Origin of the sequence: Cryobacterium sinapicolor, from assembly GCF_004403465.1 — a bacterium.
GTDB classification, from domain to species: Bacteria; Actinomycetota; Actinomycetes; order Actinomycetales; family Microbacteriaceae; genus Cryobacterium; species Cryobacterium sinapicolor.
Genome location: NZ_SOGQ01000012.1, coordinates 32,704 through 47,582, shown reverse-complemented (window position 1 = coordinate 47,582; position 14,879 = coordinate 32,704). Strand labels below are relative to the sequence as shown.

Below are 14,879 nucleotides of genomic sequence, written 5' to 3'. Positions count from 1 at the left end.
CTATGCACTGCCTGGCAGTGATCCCGACACCGCGTGCAGCGCGGCAGTCGAAAGTGTTGAACTAGAAGAGTCTGCCACAGGGTCGGGTCATTGTGCAACCCGGGCGTGTCGCGCGCGGCGTGTCGGCACATCCGCGTCGTTCCGCGGCTTCACCGACGCTCCTCCCGGGCGCGTCGCCGTTGCTATCCGGACTTCGCGCGGGTGCTGCGCCGCTCCGCGCGTGGCACGCCACCAGCGCAGCGGCGCAGCATGCGCGCACCACCCGGGAAGCACCGAGAAGCACCGCACCTCACCGAAATTGAAGTCGCGGGCGTCCGGTCGGCAGCCCCAACTGCAGCAGCCGGCTGCGAAGCCGGCTCTGGCTCATCCCGACCGGGAAGTCCCAGCGGGTGAACGCGTGCACCTGGCGTCGCACGCCATCCTCCCGGCGTTTCTCGTCGTAGACCACCTGCGCTGTTGTCCGGCCGTCGAGCATCACGGGGTCGAAGTACTTGCGCTTGCCGTCGGCCTCCCCCACCGAGTGCTCGGCGATCCAATAGAAGTCGGTGAAAACCGTCTTGCCATCGACAACGAACGGATGCTGCAGCACCGGCTCCGGAAAGCCGTTCAGCGCCACATTGACGCGGCTTCCAGACTCGTTGGGTGACCCAGACAGCGTCGAGGCGAAGTCGATCACGGCCCGCGCCCGCACCGACCCGCGGAACGGCAGCATCCGTTCCCAGGTCTCGAGCAGCCTGACTCTGGTGGTCAGCGGCCGAAAGCGCCCGGTACGATCCACCGCAATGGCGCGGTCCGCGATGGCCACCGCGGATTTCAGATCCAGAGTGGCCGCCAGGTCGATCACGGTGCGTTCGATGGTGGTGACCAGGAGCCCGTTGACCGTGGTGACATCCGTCGGGTCCAGGCCCGTCGCGTGTTTTCGGATTCCCGGGGTGGAGCGACCGCCCCGGGTGCGCTCGGTGAGGAAGTGAACCTCGAGTGGCCAGCCGAAGAGGGTAGGGAGTGCCCACAGAACGGCAGCGGATTGGTGGGAGAGCACCAGTTCGGTCTGCCGCGTTTCCGCCGCACCGCGCACTCGGAGCGCGTACCGCTGATCGCTGTTTAGCGCGGCCCACAGCGTGGCGTCGATGTATTGGCCGCGCGCCAGACGGTGCAATTCGCCTCTGCCCGCGAGGCGGCGGAGACGAAGGTCGGCGCCGAAGGCTCTGCGGAGATCGGACGAGAGGAGGAGGCCGTTGGGTGAGAAGTGCTCGTCAGGTGAGTCAGGCATCCGGCCACTGTGCACTGCTGCGTCTCCGTCAACGCCTCAACCCGGGCACCTGCACACTCCGCTCCGGCCGAAGCGCCTGTGGAGAACAGGTCGGATGCCGGCTCGCGGACACTGCGCCGGCTCGCGGACACTGCGCCGGTTCGCGGGTGGCATGCCACGCGCGAACCGGCGCACGACCCGCGGAGCGGTGAGCGCGGCGAGCTCGGCCCGGGCTAGCGTGCGTCGGGGTCAGTGCCTTGCGCGCCGCGGTCGGTCGGGCCGTCACCGCGGCCGAGGTGCTTGTCCGCCTTGTCGCGGGCATCCTGGATCTTGTCGGCGTGCTTGTTGCCGGTGACCTTGTTCGCGGCGGCGGCACCCCCGTCGAGGATCTTGTCGGCGACCTTCTCGCCCTTCTCCGTTTTGAGGAACTCCTGCGCCTTGCGGCTGATGTCGTTGAAATTCACGGGGTGCTCCGATCTGGGGCGGTTGGGGTTCTAAGAGAGGCTAGTTCCTGGGCGATTCAGGATCAAATGCCCCGGTAGAGGGGGACGAAAAAGGGGCCTGTCCGAAGGACAGACCCCTTGATCTCGACCGGCTCGATCACCGAGGTGACCGAACCGGCGAAGGGAACTACTTGATGATCTTGGTCACCGTTCCGGCGCCGACGGTGCGGCCACCTTCACGAATGGCGAAGCCGAGGCCTTCTTCCATGGCGATCGGCTGAATCAGCGCGACGTTCATGTCGGTGGTGTCGCCGGGCATGACCATCTCGGTGCCCTCAGGCAGCGTGATGACGCCGGTGACGTCCGTGGTGCGGAAGTAGAACTGCGGACGGTAGTTCGCGTAGAACGGGTTGTGACGCCCACCCTCATCCTTTGACAGGATGTACGCGGTGCCCTCGAAGTCGGTGTGCGGCGTGACCGAACCCGGCTTGACGACAACCTGGCCGCGCTCGACGTCTTCGCGCTTGGTGCCACGAAGAAGAAGACCACAGTTCTCGCCGGCCCAGGCCTCGTCGAGCTGCTTGTGGAACATCTCGATACCAGTGACCGTGGTCTTGATGGTCGGGCGGATGCCGACAACCTCGACCTCGGAGTTGATCTTGAGGGTTCCACGCTCGGCGCGGCCGGTGACGACGGTTCCACGACCGGTGATCGTGAAGACGTCCTCGATCGGCATCAGGAAGGGCTTGTCCTTGTCGCGGACGGGCTCCGGGAAGTAGTCGTCGACAGCCTTCATCAGCTCAAGGATGTTGCCAACCCACTTCTCGTCGCCTTCAAGCGCCTTGAGAGCGGAGACGCGCACGACGGGAGCGTTGTCGCCGTCGAAGCCCTGGGCGGAGAGGAGTTCGCGAACCTCGAGCTCGACGAGCTCAAGGATCTCTTCGTCGTCAACCATGTCGGACTTGTTCAGTGCGACGAGCAGGGACGGCACGCCGACCTGCTTCGCAAGCAGAACGTGCTCACGGGTCTGAGCCATCGGGCCGTCAGTAGCGGCAACCACGAGGATCGCGCCGTCCATCTGAGCAGCACCGGTGATCATGTTCTTGATGTAGTCAGCGTGGCCGGGTGCGTCGACGTGCGCATAGTGACGCTTTTCGGTCTCGTACTCGACGTGCGAGATGTTGATCGTGATACCGCGCTGGCGTTCTTCCGGAGCAGAGTCGATCGACGCGAAGTCGCGCTGAACGTTCGTCTTGGACGGGTACGTGTCGGCGAGGACCTTGGAGATCGCTGCAGTCAGCGTGGTCTTTCCGTGGTCAACGTGACCGATCGTTCCGATGTTTACGTGCGGCTTGGTCCGCTCGAACTTGGCCTTGGCCACTGTGGGTCCTCCTAGGACTCATGGCTCCATCGACCGCTGGTTTGCGGCCGGTGGAACTGCTGGATTTGTGTACTTATGCTACTAGGGCCGGGAGGCCGAAGCGATTTGGGCCCGAAGGCCCGTAAGAGACCGGAAGGCCGCGGGCTACTCGCCCTTGTTCTTCTGGATGATCTCTTCGGCCACGGCCCGGGGGACCTCCGCATAGCTCTCGAAGGTCATCGAGTACACCGCGCGGCCCGAGGTCTTCGACCTCAGGTCACCGATGTATCCGAACATCTCCGACAGCGGCACGTTGGCGCGAATTACCTTCACGCCCTGAGCGTCCTCCATGGTCTGGATCTGTCCACGACGCGAGTTGAGGTCGCCGATGACGTCGCCCATGTATTCCTCGGGCGTACGAACCTCGACGGCCATCAGCGGCTCGAGCAGGACAGGGTCAGCCTTACGAACGGCTTCCTTGAAGCCCATCGAACCGGCGATCTTGAACGCCATCTCCGAGGAGTCGACGTCGTGCGCGGCGCCGTCAAGCAGGCTTGCCTTGACGCCCACCATCGGGTAGCCGGCCAGGACGCCGACGTGCAGCGCATCCTGGATTCCTGCGTCCACCGAGGGGATGTATTCCCGGGGGATGCGGCCACCCGTGACCTTGTTGACGAACTCGTAGCTCTTATCGGCAGTGATCTCGAGCGGCTCGATCGCGATCTGAATCTTCGCGAACTGCCCGGATCCACCGGTCTGCTTCTTGTGCGTGTAGTCGTGACGTTCGACCGCCCTGCGGATGGTCTCGCGATACGCGACCTGGGGCTTGCCGACGTTGGCCTCGACGTTGAATTCACGGCGCATCCGGTCGACCAGGATGTCCAGGTGAAGCTCGCCCATTCCCTTGATGACCGTCTGACCAGTTTCCTGGTTCTGCTCGGTGCGGAAGGTCGGGTCCTCTTCGGCCAGCTTCTGGATCGCGAGACCCAGCTTTTCCTGGTCCTGCTTCGTCTTCGGTTCGATCGCAACCTCGATGACCGGGTCAGGGAACGTCATCGACTCGAGCACGACCTGCGCGTTCGGGTCGCACAGGGTGTCGCCTGTGGTGGTGTCCTTGAGGCCGATGACCGCGTAGATGTGACCGGCGGTCACGAAGGCCACCGGGTTCTCCTTGTTGGCGTGCATCTGGAAGATCTTGCCGATGCGCTCCTTCTTACCCTTGGTCGAGTTGACGACCTGGGCACCGGAGTCAAGGTGACCGGAGTACACGCGAACGTAGGTCAGACGACCGAAGAACGGGTGGACGGCGACCTTGAACGCGAGGGCCGTGAACGGCTCCGTCGCGTCGGGGTGACGCATGATGACCTTTTCCTCATCGCGCGCGTCGTGGGCCTCGATGGCCGGCACGTCGAGCGGGGTGGGGAGGTAGTCGACGACTGCGTCAAGCATCGGCTGAACGCCACGGTTCTTGAACGCGGAACCGCAGAGGACGGGGTAGATCTCGCTGGCGACCGTGAGCCCCCGAATCGCGTGCTTGATCTCGGAGACGGTGAGCTCTTCGCCGGAGAAGTACTTCTCCATGAGGTCGTCGTCGGTCTCGGCGACGGTCTCGAGGAGCAGCTTGCGGTACTCCGCAGCCTGCTCGATGAGGTCGGCGGGGATCTCTTCGATGGCGTACTTGGAGCCCATCTCGACGTCACCCTTGGAGTCGCCACGCCAGGTCAGTGCGCGCATTTCGACGAGGTCGACAACGCCTTCGAAGGTGTTCTCGGCGCCGATGGGCAGCTGGATGACGAGCGGCTTCGCGCCGAGGCGCTTGACGATCGTGTCGACCGTGTAGAAGAAGTCGGCGCCGAGCTTGTCCATCTTGTTGACGAAGCAGATGCGGGGCACGTCGTACTTGTCGGCCTGGCGCCAGACGGTCTCGGACTGGGGCTCAACGCCCTCTTTGCCGTCGAACACTGCGACAGCGCCGTCGAGGACGCGGAGCGAACGCTCCACCTCGACGGTGAAGTCGACGTGGCCGGGGGTGTCGATGATGTTGATCTGGTTTTCAGCCCAGAAACAGGTCGTCGCGGCAGACGTGATGGTGATGCCACGTTCCTGCTCCTGCGCCATCCAGTCCATGGTCGAGGCGCCGTCGTGCGTCTCGCCGATCTTGTGATTGACACCCGTGTAATACAGGATGCGCTCAGTGACGGTGGTCTTGCCAGCATCAATGTGAGCCATGATGCCGATGTTGCGGACCTTACTCAGGTCGGTGAGCACGTCAAGTGCCACGGGGGTCCTCCGGAAGTTTGCTTATGGTGCTTGGGGCGAAACAGGGCATCCGATATCCGGGCTTCGGTGATCGAGCTTGTCGAGATTCGATCTCGACAGGCTCCATCACCAAGAGCCCGGACTCCGGAACGCGACTACCAGCGGTAGTGTGCGAAGGCCTTGTTCGCCTCGGCCATCTTGTGCGTGTCCTCGCGGCGCTTCACAGCGGCACCGAGGCCGTTGGATGCGTCGAGGATTTCGTTGGTGAGACGCTCGGTCATCGTCTTCTCGCGACGGGCCTTGGCGTAGCTGGTCAACCAGCGCAGAGCCAGGGTGTTGGCGCGGTGCGGCTTCACTTCGACGGGCACCTGGTAGGTGGAACCACCGACGCGGCGCGAACGCACCTCGAGGGTCGGGCGAACGTTGTCGAGTGCCTTCTTCAGCGTGACGACGGCATCCGCACCGTTCTTGGCAACGACGCCTTCGAGTGCATCGTAAACGATGCGCTCGGCGAGGCCCTTTTTGCCGTCGAGGAGGATCTTGTTGACGAGCTGGGAGACGATCGGGGCGCCGTATACCGGGTCAGCGATAACGGGACGCTTGGGCGCTGGGCCTTTACGAGGCATTACTTCTTCTCCATCTTGGCGCCGTAGCGGCTACGAGCCTGCTTGCGGTTCTTGACGGCCTGGGTGTCCAGTGCGCCGCGAACGATCTTGTATCGAACACCGGGGAGGTCCTTAACACGACCACCGCGGACGAGCACCATGGAGTGCTCCTGCAGGTTGTGACCCTCGCCGGGGATGTAGGCGGTGACCTCGGTACCGTTCGACAGCTTGACGCGGGCGACCTTGCGGAGAGCCGAGTTCGGCTTCTTCGGCGTGGTCGTGTAAACACGGGTGCACACGCCGCGCTGCTGGGGGTTGGACTTCAGGGCGGGCGCCTTGGTCTTGGTGACCTTGGGGCTGCGGCCCTTTCGTACCAACTGCTGAATGGTGGGCACTAATTACTCCTTGTTATTGCTGCACGGTGACAGCTCATTGATGGTTAGCATTCGAATCGATCCGTTTCCGGCCCGATCGAGTTCATCTGGACCCACCGACACACGGAATGAATTCCGCAAGCTGAGGCAGGTATGCCGTGGGGGCTGCTCGGAGAGCAAACCCTGTGTGAGTGCCAGATCGAGGCGCCTAAGGTGCGGCACGACAAGATCGCGATGGCATAACTCAAGCGCACGACACAGCGCACACCCCGAAATACTAACTCGGCGGTGGCAACCCGGTCAAATGGATCACATGGTCCGAGGGGTTCGTTCAGGAGTTGTTCAGATGCTCCGGGGCCAGAGCGGGGAATCGAGCGCGGTGTCGAGGTCGGCGAGGAGAGCGAGCACCCAGGGTTCGACGAATTCGGCGACGGCGGTGCGCATCCGTTCGCGGTGCCGAACCAGCTCGGCGCAGACCCGGCCGCCGACCAGGGCGGCGTGTGCGTCGGCGCGGGCGACCTCGGCGCGGATGGCCGCCTTCTCCGCGTCGGTCAAGGGAGCCGGGGCGAGGGGCGCGGCGACGGATGCCTCCGGCCGGGCGAGTTCGGCGAACGTGAACAGGTAGGGGGCGTCGGGCGCGGCCGGCGGGTCGAGGTCGAGGCCGGTGTAGGCCGGGTCGAGGCCCTCGGCCGGGTGGTAGGCCGACGCGGCCTTGCGCTCCTCGTTCAGCTGGATCTCCCGGCTCAACAGCGGCAAGTGCGTCTCGGTGAACTCGTCGACCTCTGCGTCGATCAAGTGCTTCAGGCGCATGGCGAGGGCGTGCTGCACGGCGTGCGGGACATCTGTCGTCAGGCCAGCGGCCGCGATGACCGGCGACCCGAAGCAGGTGCGGCACAGTCGGGTGCGGCCGCGATGCGTGCCCGGGCGCCACCGGGGCAGCCAGGTCAGCCAGTCGTCAACCTGATGGCTGACCCGCGACTCGATGGAACCGTCCATGGACATCAAGGGTACTCGATCGAGCCGCTGCGCGGTCGGTGAATTTCTAGGCCGGCATCTCAGTCATCATCGCGTTCCCACGGCCATTTCGGCGGGCCGCGTTCGGGCATCCGTGAGGCCAGGACCAGCGAGTAGAGCAGGGTGATGATGAAGGCGAGGATGCCAGTGGTCACCGCGAACGGGCCCAGCAGCACCGAGGCCGCGAACCCGACGCTGTCGCCCGGGAGCCCGGCGGTGTCGGCCGGCACGCCGGTGCCGAGCGCGTAGAGCACCCCGCCCACCAGAACGAAGACCCCGATCGCGGCGAATCCGGTGCCCAGGGAGTACCCGACGGCGATCCGCTGGTTCTCCGGCCTGGTGCGCAACCCCAGGAGGAGCATCAGGATGAGCACCAGCACCACGGCGGCGGCGGTCATGATCGGCCCGACGAGGGGTCCGGCGTTCGGGTCACTGATGACATCCGTGTCGACCAGCAGGCTGATCAGGCCGAAGGCCGCGACGAGGAGCGCGGCGAGGAGCACCGCGGCGAAGACGGCGACGACCGTCGCGTATTGCTGGTAGTCCCGCATCGCTCCCCCTTGCTGGCGTGCCTGCCGGGGCCCGGCGCGTGGTGTGCGCCGGGCGTCGACCGACTAGTTGCTGCGGATGCCCTGCGGTCCGGCGGCGAGGACGCGGTCGTACTCGGCCTTCGATGCGGCGTTGCGTTCGGTGATGGAGCGGCCGTTGCGGGCGATCCAGGCGCCGGCCCAGATCGGCACCTCGCGGGCGACGATCGCGGCGGCGATGGCTCCCGGGTTCAGCCACTGCTGGCTGATAAAGCGTGCGGCCTGGTCGGGCGTGAAGTTCCACGCCTGCACGCTCAGGAGCGCCGCCCCGATGTAGGAGAAGTAGACGACCACGGCCACCAGGAAGCCGAAGAGCACGTAGGCCCACCAGCCGCCGCGGTTCACGAGCAGCACCAGCAGGGCGAACGCGACGAAGAAGAAGATGACCGGCACGTAGAAGATGGGCAGCACGATGAACTCGGTGAACTTCGTGGCCGTTTCGGAGATCGACAGGCTGCCGATGCCGGAGAGGGCGAAGGCGACGAGCGCGTAGAGCACCGCGAAGATCACGGTGGAGAGCAACGCGATCACGACGCCGGGGCCGCGGTTGCTCTTGTACTTCGGAGCGGTCGGCGCCTGGATGTAGATGGGGGGCTGAACTGTGGTGTTCGTGGGGGTGTGGGACGCGGTGGGAGCGTCGGCCCGGGTGTCGACCGGGTCGATGCGCTGGGTCTCGGCCGTGCTGTTCGAAGCGGTGCTGTTCGCAGGAGTGCTGTTCACGGAGGCGGCGGGCACGTAGGCGGCCGTCGCGGGCTCACGGGAGGCGTCGTGGGTGCCAGGAGCGGGAGTATGGGTCTCGGGGGCGTCGTAGGAGACGGGTTCGCCGACGGGCTCGCCGTGAGCGGATGCCGGTGCCAGAGTTGCAGCGTCGGTCGCGTCGCCTGAGTCGGCCGGCGCGGAGTGTGAGCCTGACCCGGTGTAGTCGGGGGCATCCGTGTGCTCGGCGTGGCCGACGTTGTCGACCGGTTCCGGGTCGTGGTCGTAGTTGCGGTTGCCCTCGGGGGGTGTGGTGTTACTCATGATGCGCTCCTTGTGGCCGAGGCCGTAACGGTCAGGAGCAACTGTAGCAATGCGACTCCCCGGTCGGGGGAGGCTCGGCCGGACGCGGCGCCCTATTCTCCCGTGACTGCAAGCGGGGCAGGTGATGCCACGATCGAGTAGATGAGGCCCGAAATCGACCCGTCGACGAGGCCATCGTTTCCAGGTTCGGCAGACGGCTGCGGTGCCGCGGTGCCACCGACGGGCGCCGAACTCAACGTCGCTGAAGTCGTAGTCAGACCAGTAACGAGGAATAGTCTCGGGCCCATCTGCAGGCCGTTCACGAAATTGAGCACGTTGCTGTAGGTCCCCGACACAGTGATCTGGACCGAGAGCGAAGCGAAATTGGATGCCGTGATTCCGGCGTTGGTTACGGGCGGGGATCCCGGTGCGGCAGTCGGTGCCGGGGTCGCTGTTGGAGCCGGGCTGGGCTCGGGGGCCCCGGCTTCGGCCGCGGGCGCAACGGGGGCCACGAGTGCAACGGGTGTGTAGGCCTCCGCATCGGCGATGGTGAGGCCCTTGAGGGTGACCTGGTTCGCGTTCGCCAGGGCGTCGAGCTGATCGACGTAGTCAGGCGCGTTGGTGCCAGACGGAACGGACTTGTTCAGAGACGCAAGTTTTTGATTGAGACCGTCGATTCCCTTGAAGTCTTCCTTGAGCTTGGCCAGGGAAGCCCGGTGGCCCACATTGGTCTGCTCGACTGAAACACGCTGATCGTTCGCAGTCGCGATAGCCGCAAACTGGGGCTGGAGGCCGATGACCCAGCCCAGCGCAATGACGAGAACCATCATCAGCGCGGAGCCGATCATCCAGAGCCGGTTCTTGTCCATGGCTACTTGCCTTCCGTCGCGAAGCGCTTCGAGAAGGCGGCGTCGTTGATGTGCATAGTGATATTCACTTTGTAGGTGTTGGTTGCCTCGTCCAGGTTGGCCGAACTCGGAAGGGCGTCGGCATACCCCGGCAACGTCGCGAGCGCGTTCAGCCAGGTCGGAACATCGGGAAGAACAGCGCTTGTCGCAGTGAAGCCAACCGTGGCGACGCGCGCACCCTGTAGTGGCAGGGTCGGCTGATCATAGATCGCGAGCGGCGAGGCCGAATCGACGGCGATGCCGTCAATCGTCACGCCCGGGGGCAGGGTCGCTTGAACGTTCTCAAGGTATTTCTTCCAGTCGATCTCCGTTGAAGAGCCGACCTGCTGAGCCGCCTCGACGAGGGTGACCTGGTCTTGCACCTTCCGCACTTCGATGTACTTCGACTGCTCTACCAGGAGACCGGCCGTACGCGCCTGCTCGTCCGCCAAGCGCATTTGAGCTTCTAAGGACAAGGCCGTTGCTGCGACGGATCCGACGATCACGAGAGCAAGCACGCCCACTACGCCGAGAGCGAGGCGCCTGCGCATAACTTTCGCTGTGCGTTCCTTTCGGACCTCAATCGGAAGCAGGTCTACCCGCGGTTCTCCGCCGATGACCAGTGTCTCTTTGCGTTTGTCGCCACTCATGTTGCGCTCCCCAACGCAAGGCCCAGCGCGACAGTGAAAGCTGAGCTGCTTCCTCGCAGCGCCTTTTCGTCAACCGAACGGGCCAAAGACACTGTCGAGAACGGATCCGCCATCGAAACGTCCAAGCGCGTCAATTCCGCCAACGCTGCGGCAAAGCCGTTGAGGAGCGATCCTCCCCCGGTGAGTACAATCCGCTGCACCTGATCAGCCGGCCGTGTATTTCCGTAGTAGTTGATGGTGTTGCGGAGACTCGTCAACAGTTCACTCGTCACCTGATAGATGATTTCGATTGCCGGCTGGTCCGCCGACGGAACGGCGCCCGTGGCTAACCCCCGGGTGCGTTTGATCGATTCGGCCTGCACCGCGTCCACTTCAAGCCCGTTGCGGAGAGCCTCGGTGAGGTCGTCGCCGCCCGTCGGGATGATTCTCACGAACTGGGGAACTCCATCCTTGATGATCACGACGCTGCTGGTGTTTCCCCCTAGATCGAGGAGGGCAACCGTGCCCGTGATTTGCGGGCGGGTCACCAGCACCCGGCTGAGTGCGAACGGGATGAGATCAACGTCAACTGTAGTCAGCCCGGCTAACTGGGCGGCCTTGACGTTGCCCAGCACTGCTTCTTTCACGGCCGCAATGAGCAGACCGTTAACAACCAGCCCGTTCTGCCCGGTCGATTCAGAGATGGGATAGAAGTCAAGGAGGGCGTCCGCGACGGGGACTGGAAGCATGTCCTGCACTTCGAACGGCAAGGACTCACGGATGCGGTTCAGCGACATCTTCGGAACGGTCAGGTCGCGGGCGAGCACTCGCTGGTTTCCCATCCCGAGTACGACGTCCTTCGACTTGAATCCGCCCTGAGACCACAACAGCTTGAGTGCGCCCGCGACCGTGTTCGGCTCAAGCACCTCACCGCGGCTGACGGCACCGTCGGGCAACGGGACCTCGAAGTACCGCAGTAAAGTCGGCTTCGCCTTGGCCGGATCGGCCAATTCCACGGCCCGAAGCGCGGCGCTGCCGATGTCAATCCCTACGACGCTCGTTGCCACTGCATCCTGCTCTCTCTAACCTATTTGATAGTCATTGCTACGCCACACCGAGGAGCGACAAGTAGCCTTGCCACAGCTGATCCCCGAAGAAGATTCCGACCCAGGCCCCGCCCAGCATCCACGGGCCGAACGGAATCCCGCTTTTCCGGCTGGCGCGTTTCGTCAGTAGCAGTCCAAGGCCGAAGATGCCCCCCAGCAAGAATGCCGCAAAACCCCCGACTATGAGCTCTCCCCAGCCGAGGCAACCGAGAAATAGTCCGAGGACGCCGGCAAGTTTGACGTCGCCGAAGCCCATTCCTCCTGGGTAGATGAGCGCGAGGCCCAGGTAGATAGCCCAAAGGATGGCGAGCCCCAATATCCCCCGTATCAGCGCAGAGGGATCACCGCCAGCGACTGCTGCCCCGCCGAGCAGCGCAAAACCAACCAGATAGGTCGGCAGCACGATCCGGTTGGGCAACGTATGAGTGTCGAAGTCGATCAGTGCGAGCGTGACGCTGACTGCGGCCAGATACAGGTACGCGAGGACCGTGAAGACCGCGGCGCCTGCACCGGGAACGTCGGATGGTGCGCTAAGAAAGTGAATGGCAACGACCACGAAGAACAGAGCCGTGCCCAGTTCGACAAGGGGGTACCTTGCGGAAATCGATGCCGCGCAATCCCGGCATCGACCACGCAGAAGCACCCACGAGAGCACGGGAACGTTATCCCAGGGGCGGATACCGGCACCACATGAGCCGCACGCGCTGGGCGGTGCAATGATGGACCGCCCGGCAGGAACGCGGAAAATCACAACGTTAAGGAAAGAGCCGATCAATGCCCCGAAGATTCCCGCACCGACCAGCGGGAGTACTGCGTAAATCACCCAACATCCAGCGTGCTGAGAGGATCGCCCAATTTCGCTCCCGTTTGAACGGGATTCGTCAGGCCGCCACTTAGATCGATCCCTTGCACACCAACGGGTACAAATTCAAGGGAGGCCTGTTGGTTGAACTCCACCTCCCCCCCATACAACTGACCACGGAAGCCGTTGCGATTGCTCCGGATCTTGCATGGTGTATAGACCATCGCTGCGATATTGGTTCCGAAATCTGTTTCGTTTGTCAGGAAGATATCGCCCTTCAGGGTGCTCGGAGCGGTAGGGCTGCAGGTTGGTTGCCCATCAGGCACGTCGTCAGGAACAAGGAAGGTCAGCGTGCGCGGCGTTACGGGGAGGCTCAGGTTGGTGAAATACAGCTTGTCGAACGTGAACTGGTTCGCCACCAACACGATGTTCGATTTCAGATCGACATAGTCCATGCTATTGCTGGTCGTCACCGGGACGTTGGGGCACGCGTTCAAGAAATTGACGACGGTTGGCGTGATGTAGGTCGCGATCTGTGCCCACTTTGTACCCGCCGCGTTGTTCTTGCTGATGTCGCACGAGCCTGTCCAATTGACGATGTTGTACCCCATCCCGGTCCATTGCGCGGGATCCCACTTGATATCGGTCCAGTTCGGGATCGCAGGAATGGGCACCGTTGCGCCGGACCTAACGGTCGCAGTGTTGTAAGTACTGCCCGCAATGGAGAGCGTCCCGGTCGCCCAAATTGACCCGCCGACGTTGCTCGAGTCAATGACGACGTTGCCATTGACATGAATTTTCCCCGCTACGTCGCACGCATTCAGCTTCGCGTTGCCATCACCCAGGATCAAATCACCACCGATCTTTGCGTTGTTCGTGCATTCGACGTCGCCCGTTTTCACCATTACAGACGTCGCAACGCTGTTGTCCGCCGAACTGAGGTTGAACTTCTTGAGGACCCCATCGACGGAGTTGGCGTACACGGCGGCTCCATCGATGGGTACCTGAACGATGATCGGCACCCACTTGTAGATGGCCTGAACTGTGCTCTTGTCCCCTGAGCTGGCCCGCGCTACACCGAGCTGCTCGGCAGTTCCGACAGACGTAATGCGAACGTGGGTCGCGCTGACCGGCGGACACCCGTTTGTCCAGGTCGACCCGGCGTTCAACGAATAGCCGATTGTCGAGGTGAAGACGGGCACCACTGTCGAGGTCAGAACGTTCCCCCCCGTCGTGCAGCCGTTTGTGGTCTTCAGCCGCGCGAGAGCAACATCGATGCCGGCGTCTGCGGCCGCATGGGATTGCACGCCGGCGCGGGACGAGGTCGTCGTTCCTGCTGATTGAACAGTCACCGCGCCAATCGTTATTGTCACGATCGAGAGGACGATCATGAGACCCAACACCGCCACCAGTGCACTCCCGCGTTCACCACGACGGACTCGAGACAGTTCTCTGGTTATGAACATGGCGGGCTCACTCCTGGGCCTGGTGTAGGCATCGGTTGTCGGCTGGCTGCAGTCGTTTGTATGAGAACGGGCGCACCGGAGGAGCCAGCAACCCTGAAACTGAGCACGACTTGAGGGCCACTCGCGCTGAACACCGGCGTTGAATTTGCCCGGCTGACCCCGGAAGCAAATAACGTCCAAGTCGCGACGTCACTAGGGGAAGCTGGAACCGCGATCGCGGATGCTGAACGCGTGGAGCGAATTTCCCCGTTACCGAAATACCAGGCCACATAGCGCACTGATACCGGCGTCGCAAGGGCGTTATCAACAACCGTGAGGCGCAACAAGCATGTACCGGCGGAAGAGGGTGTGGCCCTCAACTCACGCGCCGCGCGCACGTCGCGGGTAAGCGCTTTGGAGACGAGCTGGCCAGTGTTACTCGATTGAGCTGCCTCTCGAACGCTCGATTGTGCTTTCATCGTGCCTATCAGCATGCCTCCGACGATGACCAAACCGAGTACGCCGATTGCCAATGACACAACCAGCTCGATCAGAGTGAACCCGCGATCGGAATCGTGTAGGCGGCGGATCACGGCGCAGCCCCTTCGAGCAGCACGAATGTAGTCGCTTTGGCGAGGATGGGCGATGGAATGCCCGCGCGGGTGATTTCGACGCTGACCCGCACTACACCCGGGTAGGCAGTAGCGGCCGGGCAGGCGCCAACGGAGCGCCGGATCTCGAGAGACACGCCGCGTGCGTCAGCTGCGACTCGCGTAGGTACGTCATCAAATGTGCTGACCGTGGAGCAATCGGAATTATATCTTCGAACCAGGTCGAGTTCTTGCCCGGCGAACTGACTCGCCGTTGCCAGCGTTGCGTTGCTGCCGGAGGTTCGCAGCCCTTGGACTAGGACTGGCAGGACAGCGACGGCCAAGATCGCGAGAATCATCATGGAGACGAGGATTTCGACTAGACCCAAGCCCGGGTCGCGGCCGCCGAGAAGGCGCAGGTGGGAACATAGGGGCTTCATGATTGACCTCCCGCGAAGTAGGGGCGGGTAGTAGTTAAGGTGGGTGGCCGCGTAGATGCTGAGTGCGAGGAGAGGGACATCCGTGTGACG

The 14,879-nt window shown here is 63.4% G+C and carries 16 protein-coding genes; all 16 read right to left on the bottom strand.

The window, feature by feature from the left end; translation table 11 throughout:
* Positions 1-289: 289 nt before the first annotated feature.
* Positions 290-1,270, bottom strand: a complete 981-nt coding sequence (locus tag E3T28_RS01960) for a hypothetical protein (RefSeq protein WP_134427423.1) — start codon at positions 1,268-1,270, stop codon at positions 290-292.
* Between the two features lie 212 nt (positions 1,271-1,482).
* Positions 1,483-1,713, bottom strand: coding sequence for an Rv0909 family putative TA system antitoxin (locus E3T28_RS01955; protein WP_134427420.1), 231 nt, complete (start codon positions 1,711-1,713; stop codon positions 1,483-1,485).
* 166 nt (positions 1,714-1,879) lie between these two features.
* Positions 1,880-3,073, bottom strand: a complete 1,194-nt coding sequence (gene tuf, locus E3T28_RS01950; protein WP_104171753.1) for an elongation factor Tu — start codon at positions 3,071-3,073, stop codon at positions 1,880-1,882.
* A gap of 144 nt (positions 3,074-3,217) precedes the next feature.
* Positions 3,218-5,332, bottom strand: coding sequence for an elongation factor G (gene fusA / locus E3T28_RS01945; RefSeq protein ID WP_134427417.1), 2,115 nt, complete (start codon positions 5,330-5,332; stop codon positions 3,218-3,220).
* Positions 5,333-5,466: 134 nt separating this feature from the next.
* The gene (gene rpsG / locus E3T28_RS01940) at positions 5,467-5,937 is read right to left on the bottom strand and encodes a 30S ribosomal protein S7 (RefSeq protein ID WP_066597688.1); all 471 of its coding nucleotides are present in this window, start codon (positions 5,935-5,937) and stop codon (positions 5,467-5,469) included.
* Positions 5,937-6,311 (bottom strand): 30S ribosomal protein S12, encoded by a 375-nt coding sequence (gene rpsL / locus E3T28_RS01935; RefSeq protein WP_055811472.1) that lies wholly within the window; start codon positions 6,309-6,311, stop codon positions 5,937-5,939. Before rpsL ends, rpsG begins: the two co-directional genes overlap by 1 nt.
* Positions 6,312-6,632: 321 nt before the next feature.
* Positions 6,633-7,286 carry a spermidine/putrescine ABC transporter substrate-binding protein gene (locus E3T28_RS01930; RefSeq protein ID WP_134427414.1) on the bottom strand — a complete coding sequence of 218 codons (654 nt, stop codon included), beginning with the start codon at positions 7,284-7,286 and terminating at the stop codon, positions 6,633-6,635.
* Between the two features lie 59 nt (positions 7,287-7,345).
* Positions 7,346-7,855 (bottom strand): DUF6121 family protein, encoded by a 510-nt coding sequence (locus E3T28_RS01925; RefSeq protein WP_134427411.1) that lies wholly within the window; start codon positions 7,853-7,855, stop codon positions 7,346-7,348.
* Between the two features lie 63 nt (positions 7,856-7,918).
* Positions 7,919-8,911, bottom strand: a complete 993-nt coding sequence (locus E3T28_RS01920) for a hypothetical protein (RefSeq protein WP_134427408.1) — start codon at positions 8,909-8,911, stop codon at positions 7,919-7,921.
* 92 nt (positions 8,912-9,003) lie between these two features.
* Positions 9,004-9,759, bottom strand: coding sequence for a hypothetical protein (locus E3T28_RS01915; protein ID WP_134427405.1), 756 nt, complete (start codon positions 9,757-9,759; stop codon positions 9,004-9,006).
* Positions 9,760-9,761: 2 nt separating this feature from the next.
* Complete coding sequence (locus E3T28_RS01910) at positions 9,762-10,427, bottom strand: hypothetical protein (RefSeq protein WP_134427402.1); 666 nt, start codon at positions 10,425-10,427, stop codon at positions 9,762-9,764.
* The gene (pilM, locus tag E3T28_RS01905) at positions 10,424-11,473 is read right to left on the bottom strand and encodes a type IV pilus assembly protein PilM (protein ID WP_134427399.1); all 1,050 of its coding nucleotides are present in this window, start codon (positions 11,471-11,473) and stop codon (positions 10,424-10,426) included. Before pilM ends, E3T28_RS01910 begins: the two co-directional genes overlap by 4 nt.
* Before the next feature lie 37 nt (positions 11,474-11,510).
* Positions 11,511-12,335, bottom strand: a complete 825-nt coding sequence (locus E3T28_RS01900) for a prepilin peptidase (protein ID WP_134427396.1) — start codon at positions 12,333-12,335, stop codon at positions 11,511-11,513.
* Positions 12,332-13,780: a hypothetical protein gene (locus tag E3T28_RS01895; protein ID WP_135102465.1), complete on the bottom strand. Its 1,449-nt coding sequence runs from the start codon at positions 13,778-13,780 to the stop codon at positions 12,332-12,334. The genes E3T28_RS01900 and E3T28_RS01895 overlap by 4 nt, the downstream gene beginning before the upstream one ends.
* Complete coding sequence (locus tag E3T28_RS17695; RefSeq protein ID WP_166786898.1) at positions 13,771-14,352, bottom strand: PulJ/GspJ family protein; 582 nt, start codon at positions 14,350-14,352, stop codon at positions 13,771-13,773. Before E3T28_RS17695 ends, E3T28_RS01895 begins: the two co-directional genes overlap by 10 nt.
* Positions 14,349-14,789, bottom strand: a complete 441-nt coding sequence (locus tag E3T28_RS17690) for a type IV pilus modification PilV family protein (RefSeq protein WP_134427390.1) — start codon at positions 14,787-14,789, stop codon at positions 14,349-14,351. Before E3T28_RS17690 ends, E3T28_RS17695 begins: the two co-directional genes overlap by 4 nt.
* Between the last annotated feature and the right edge of the window lie 90 nt (positions 14,790-14,879).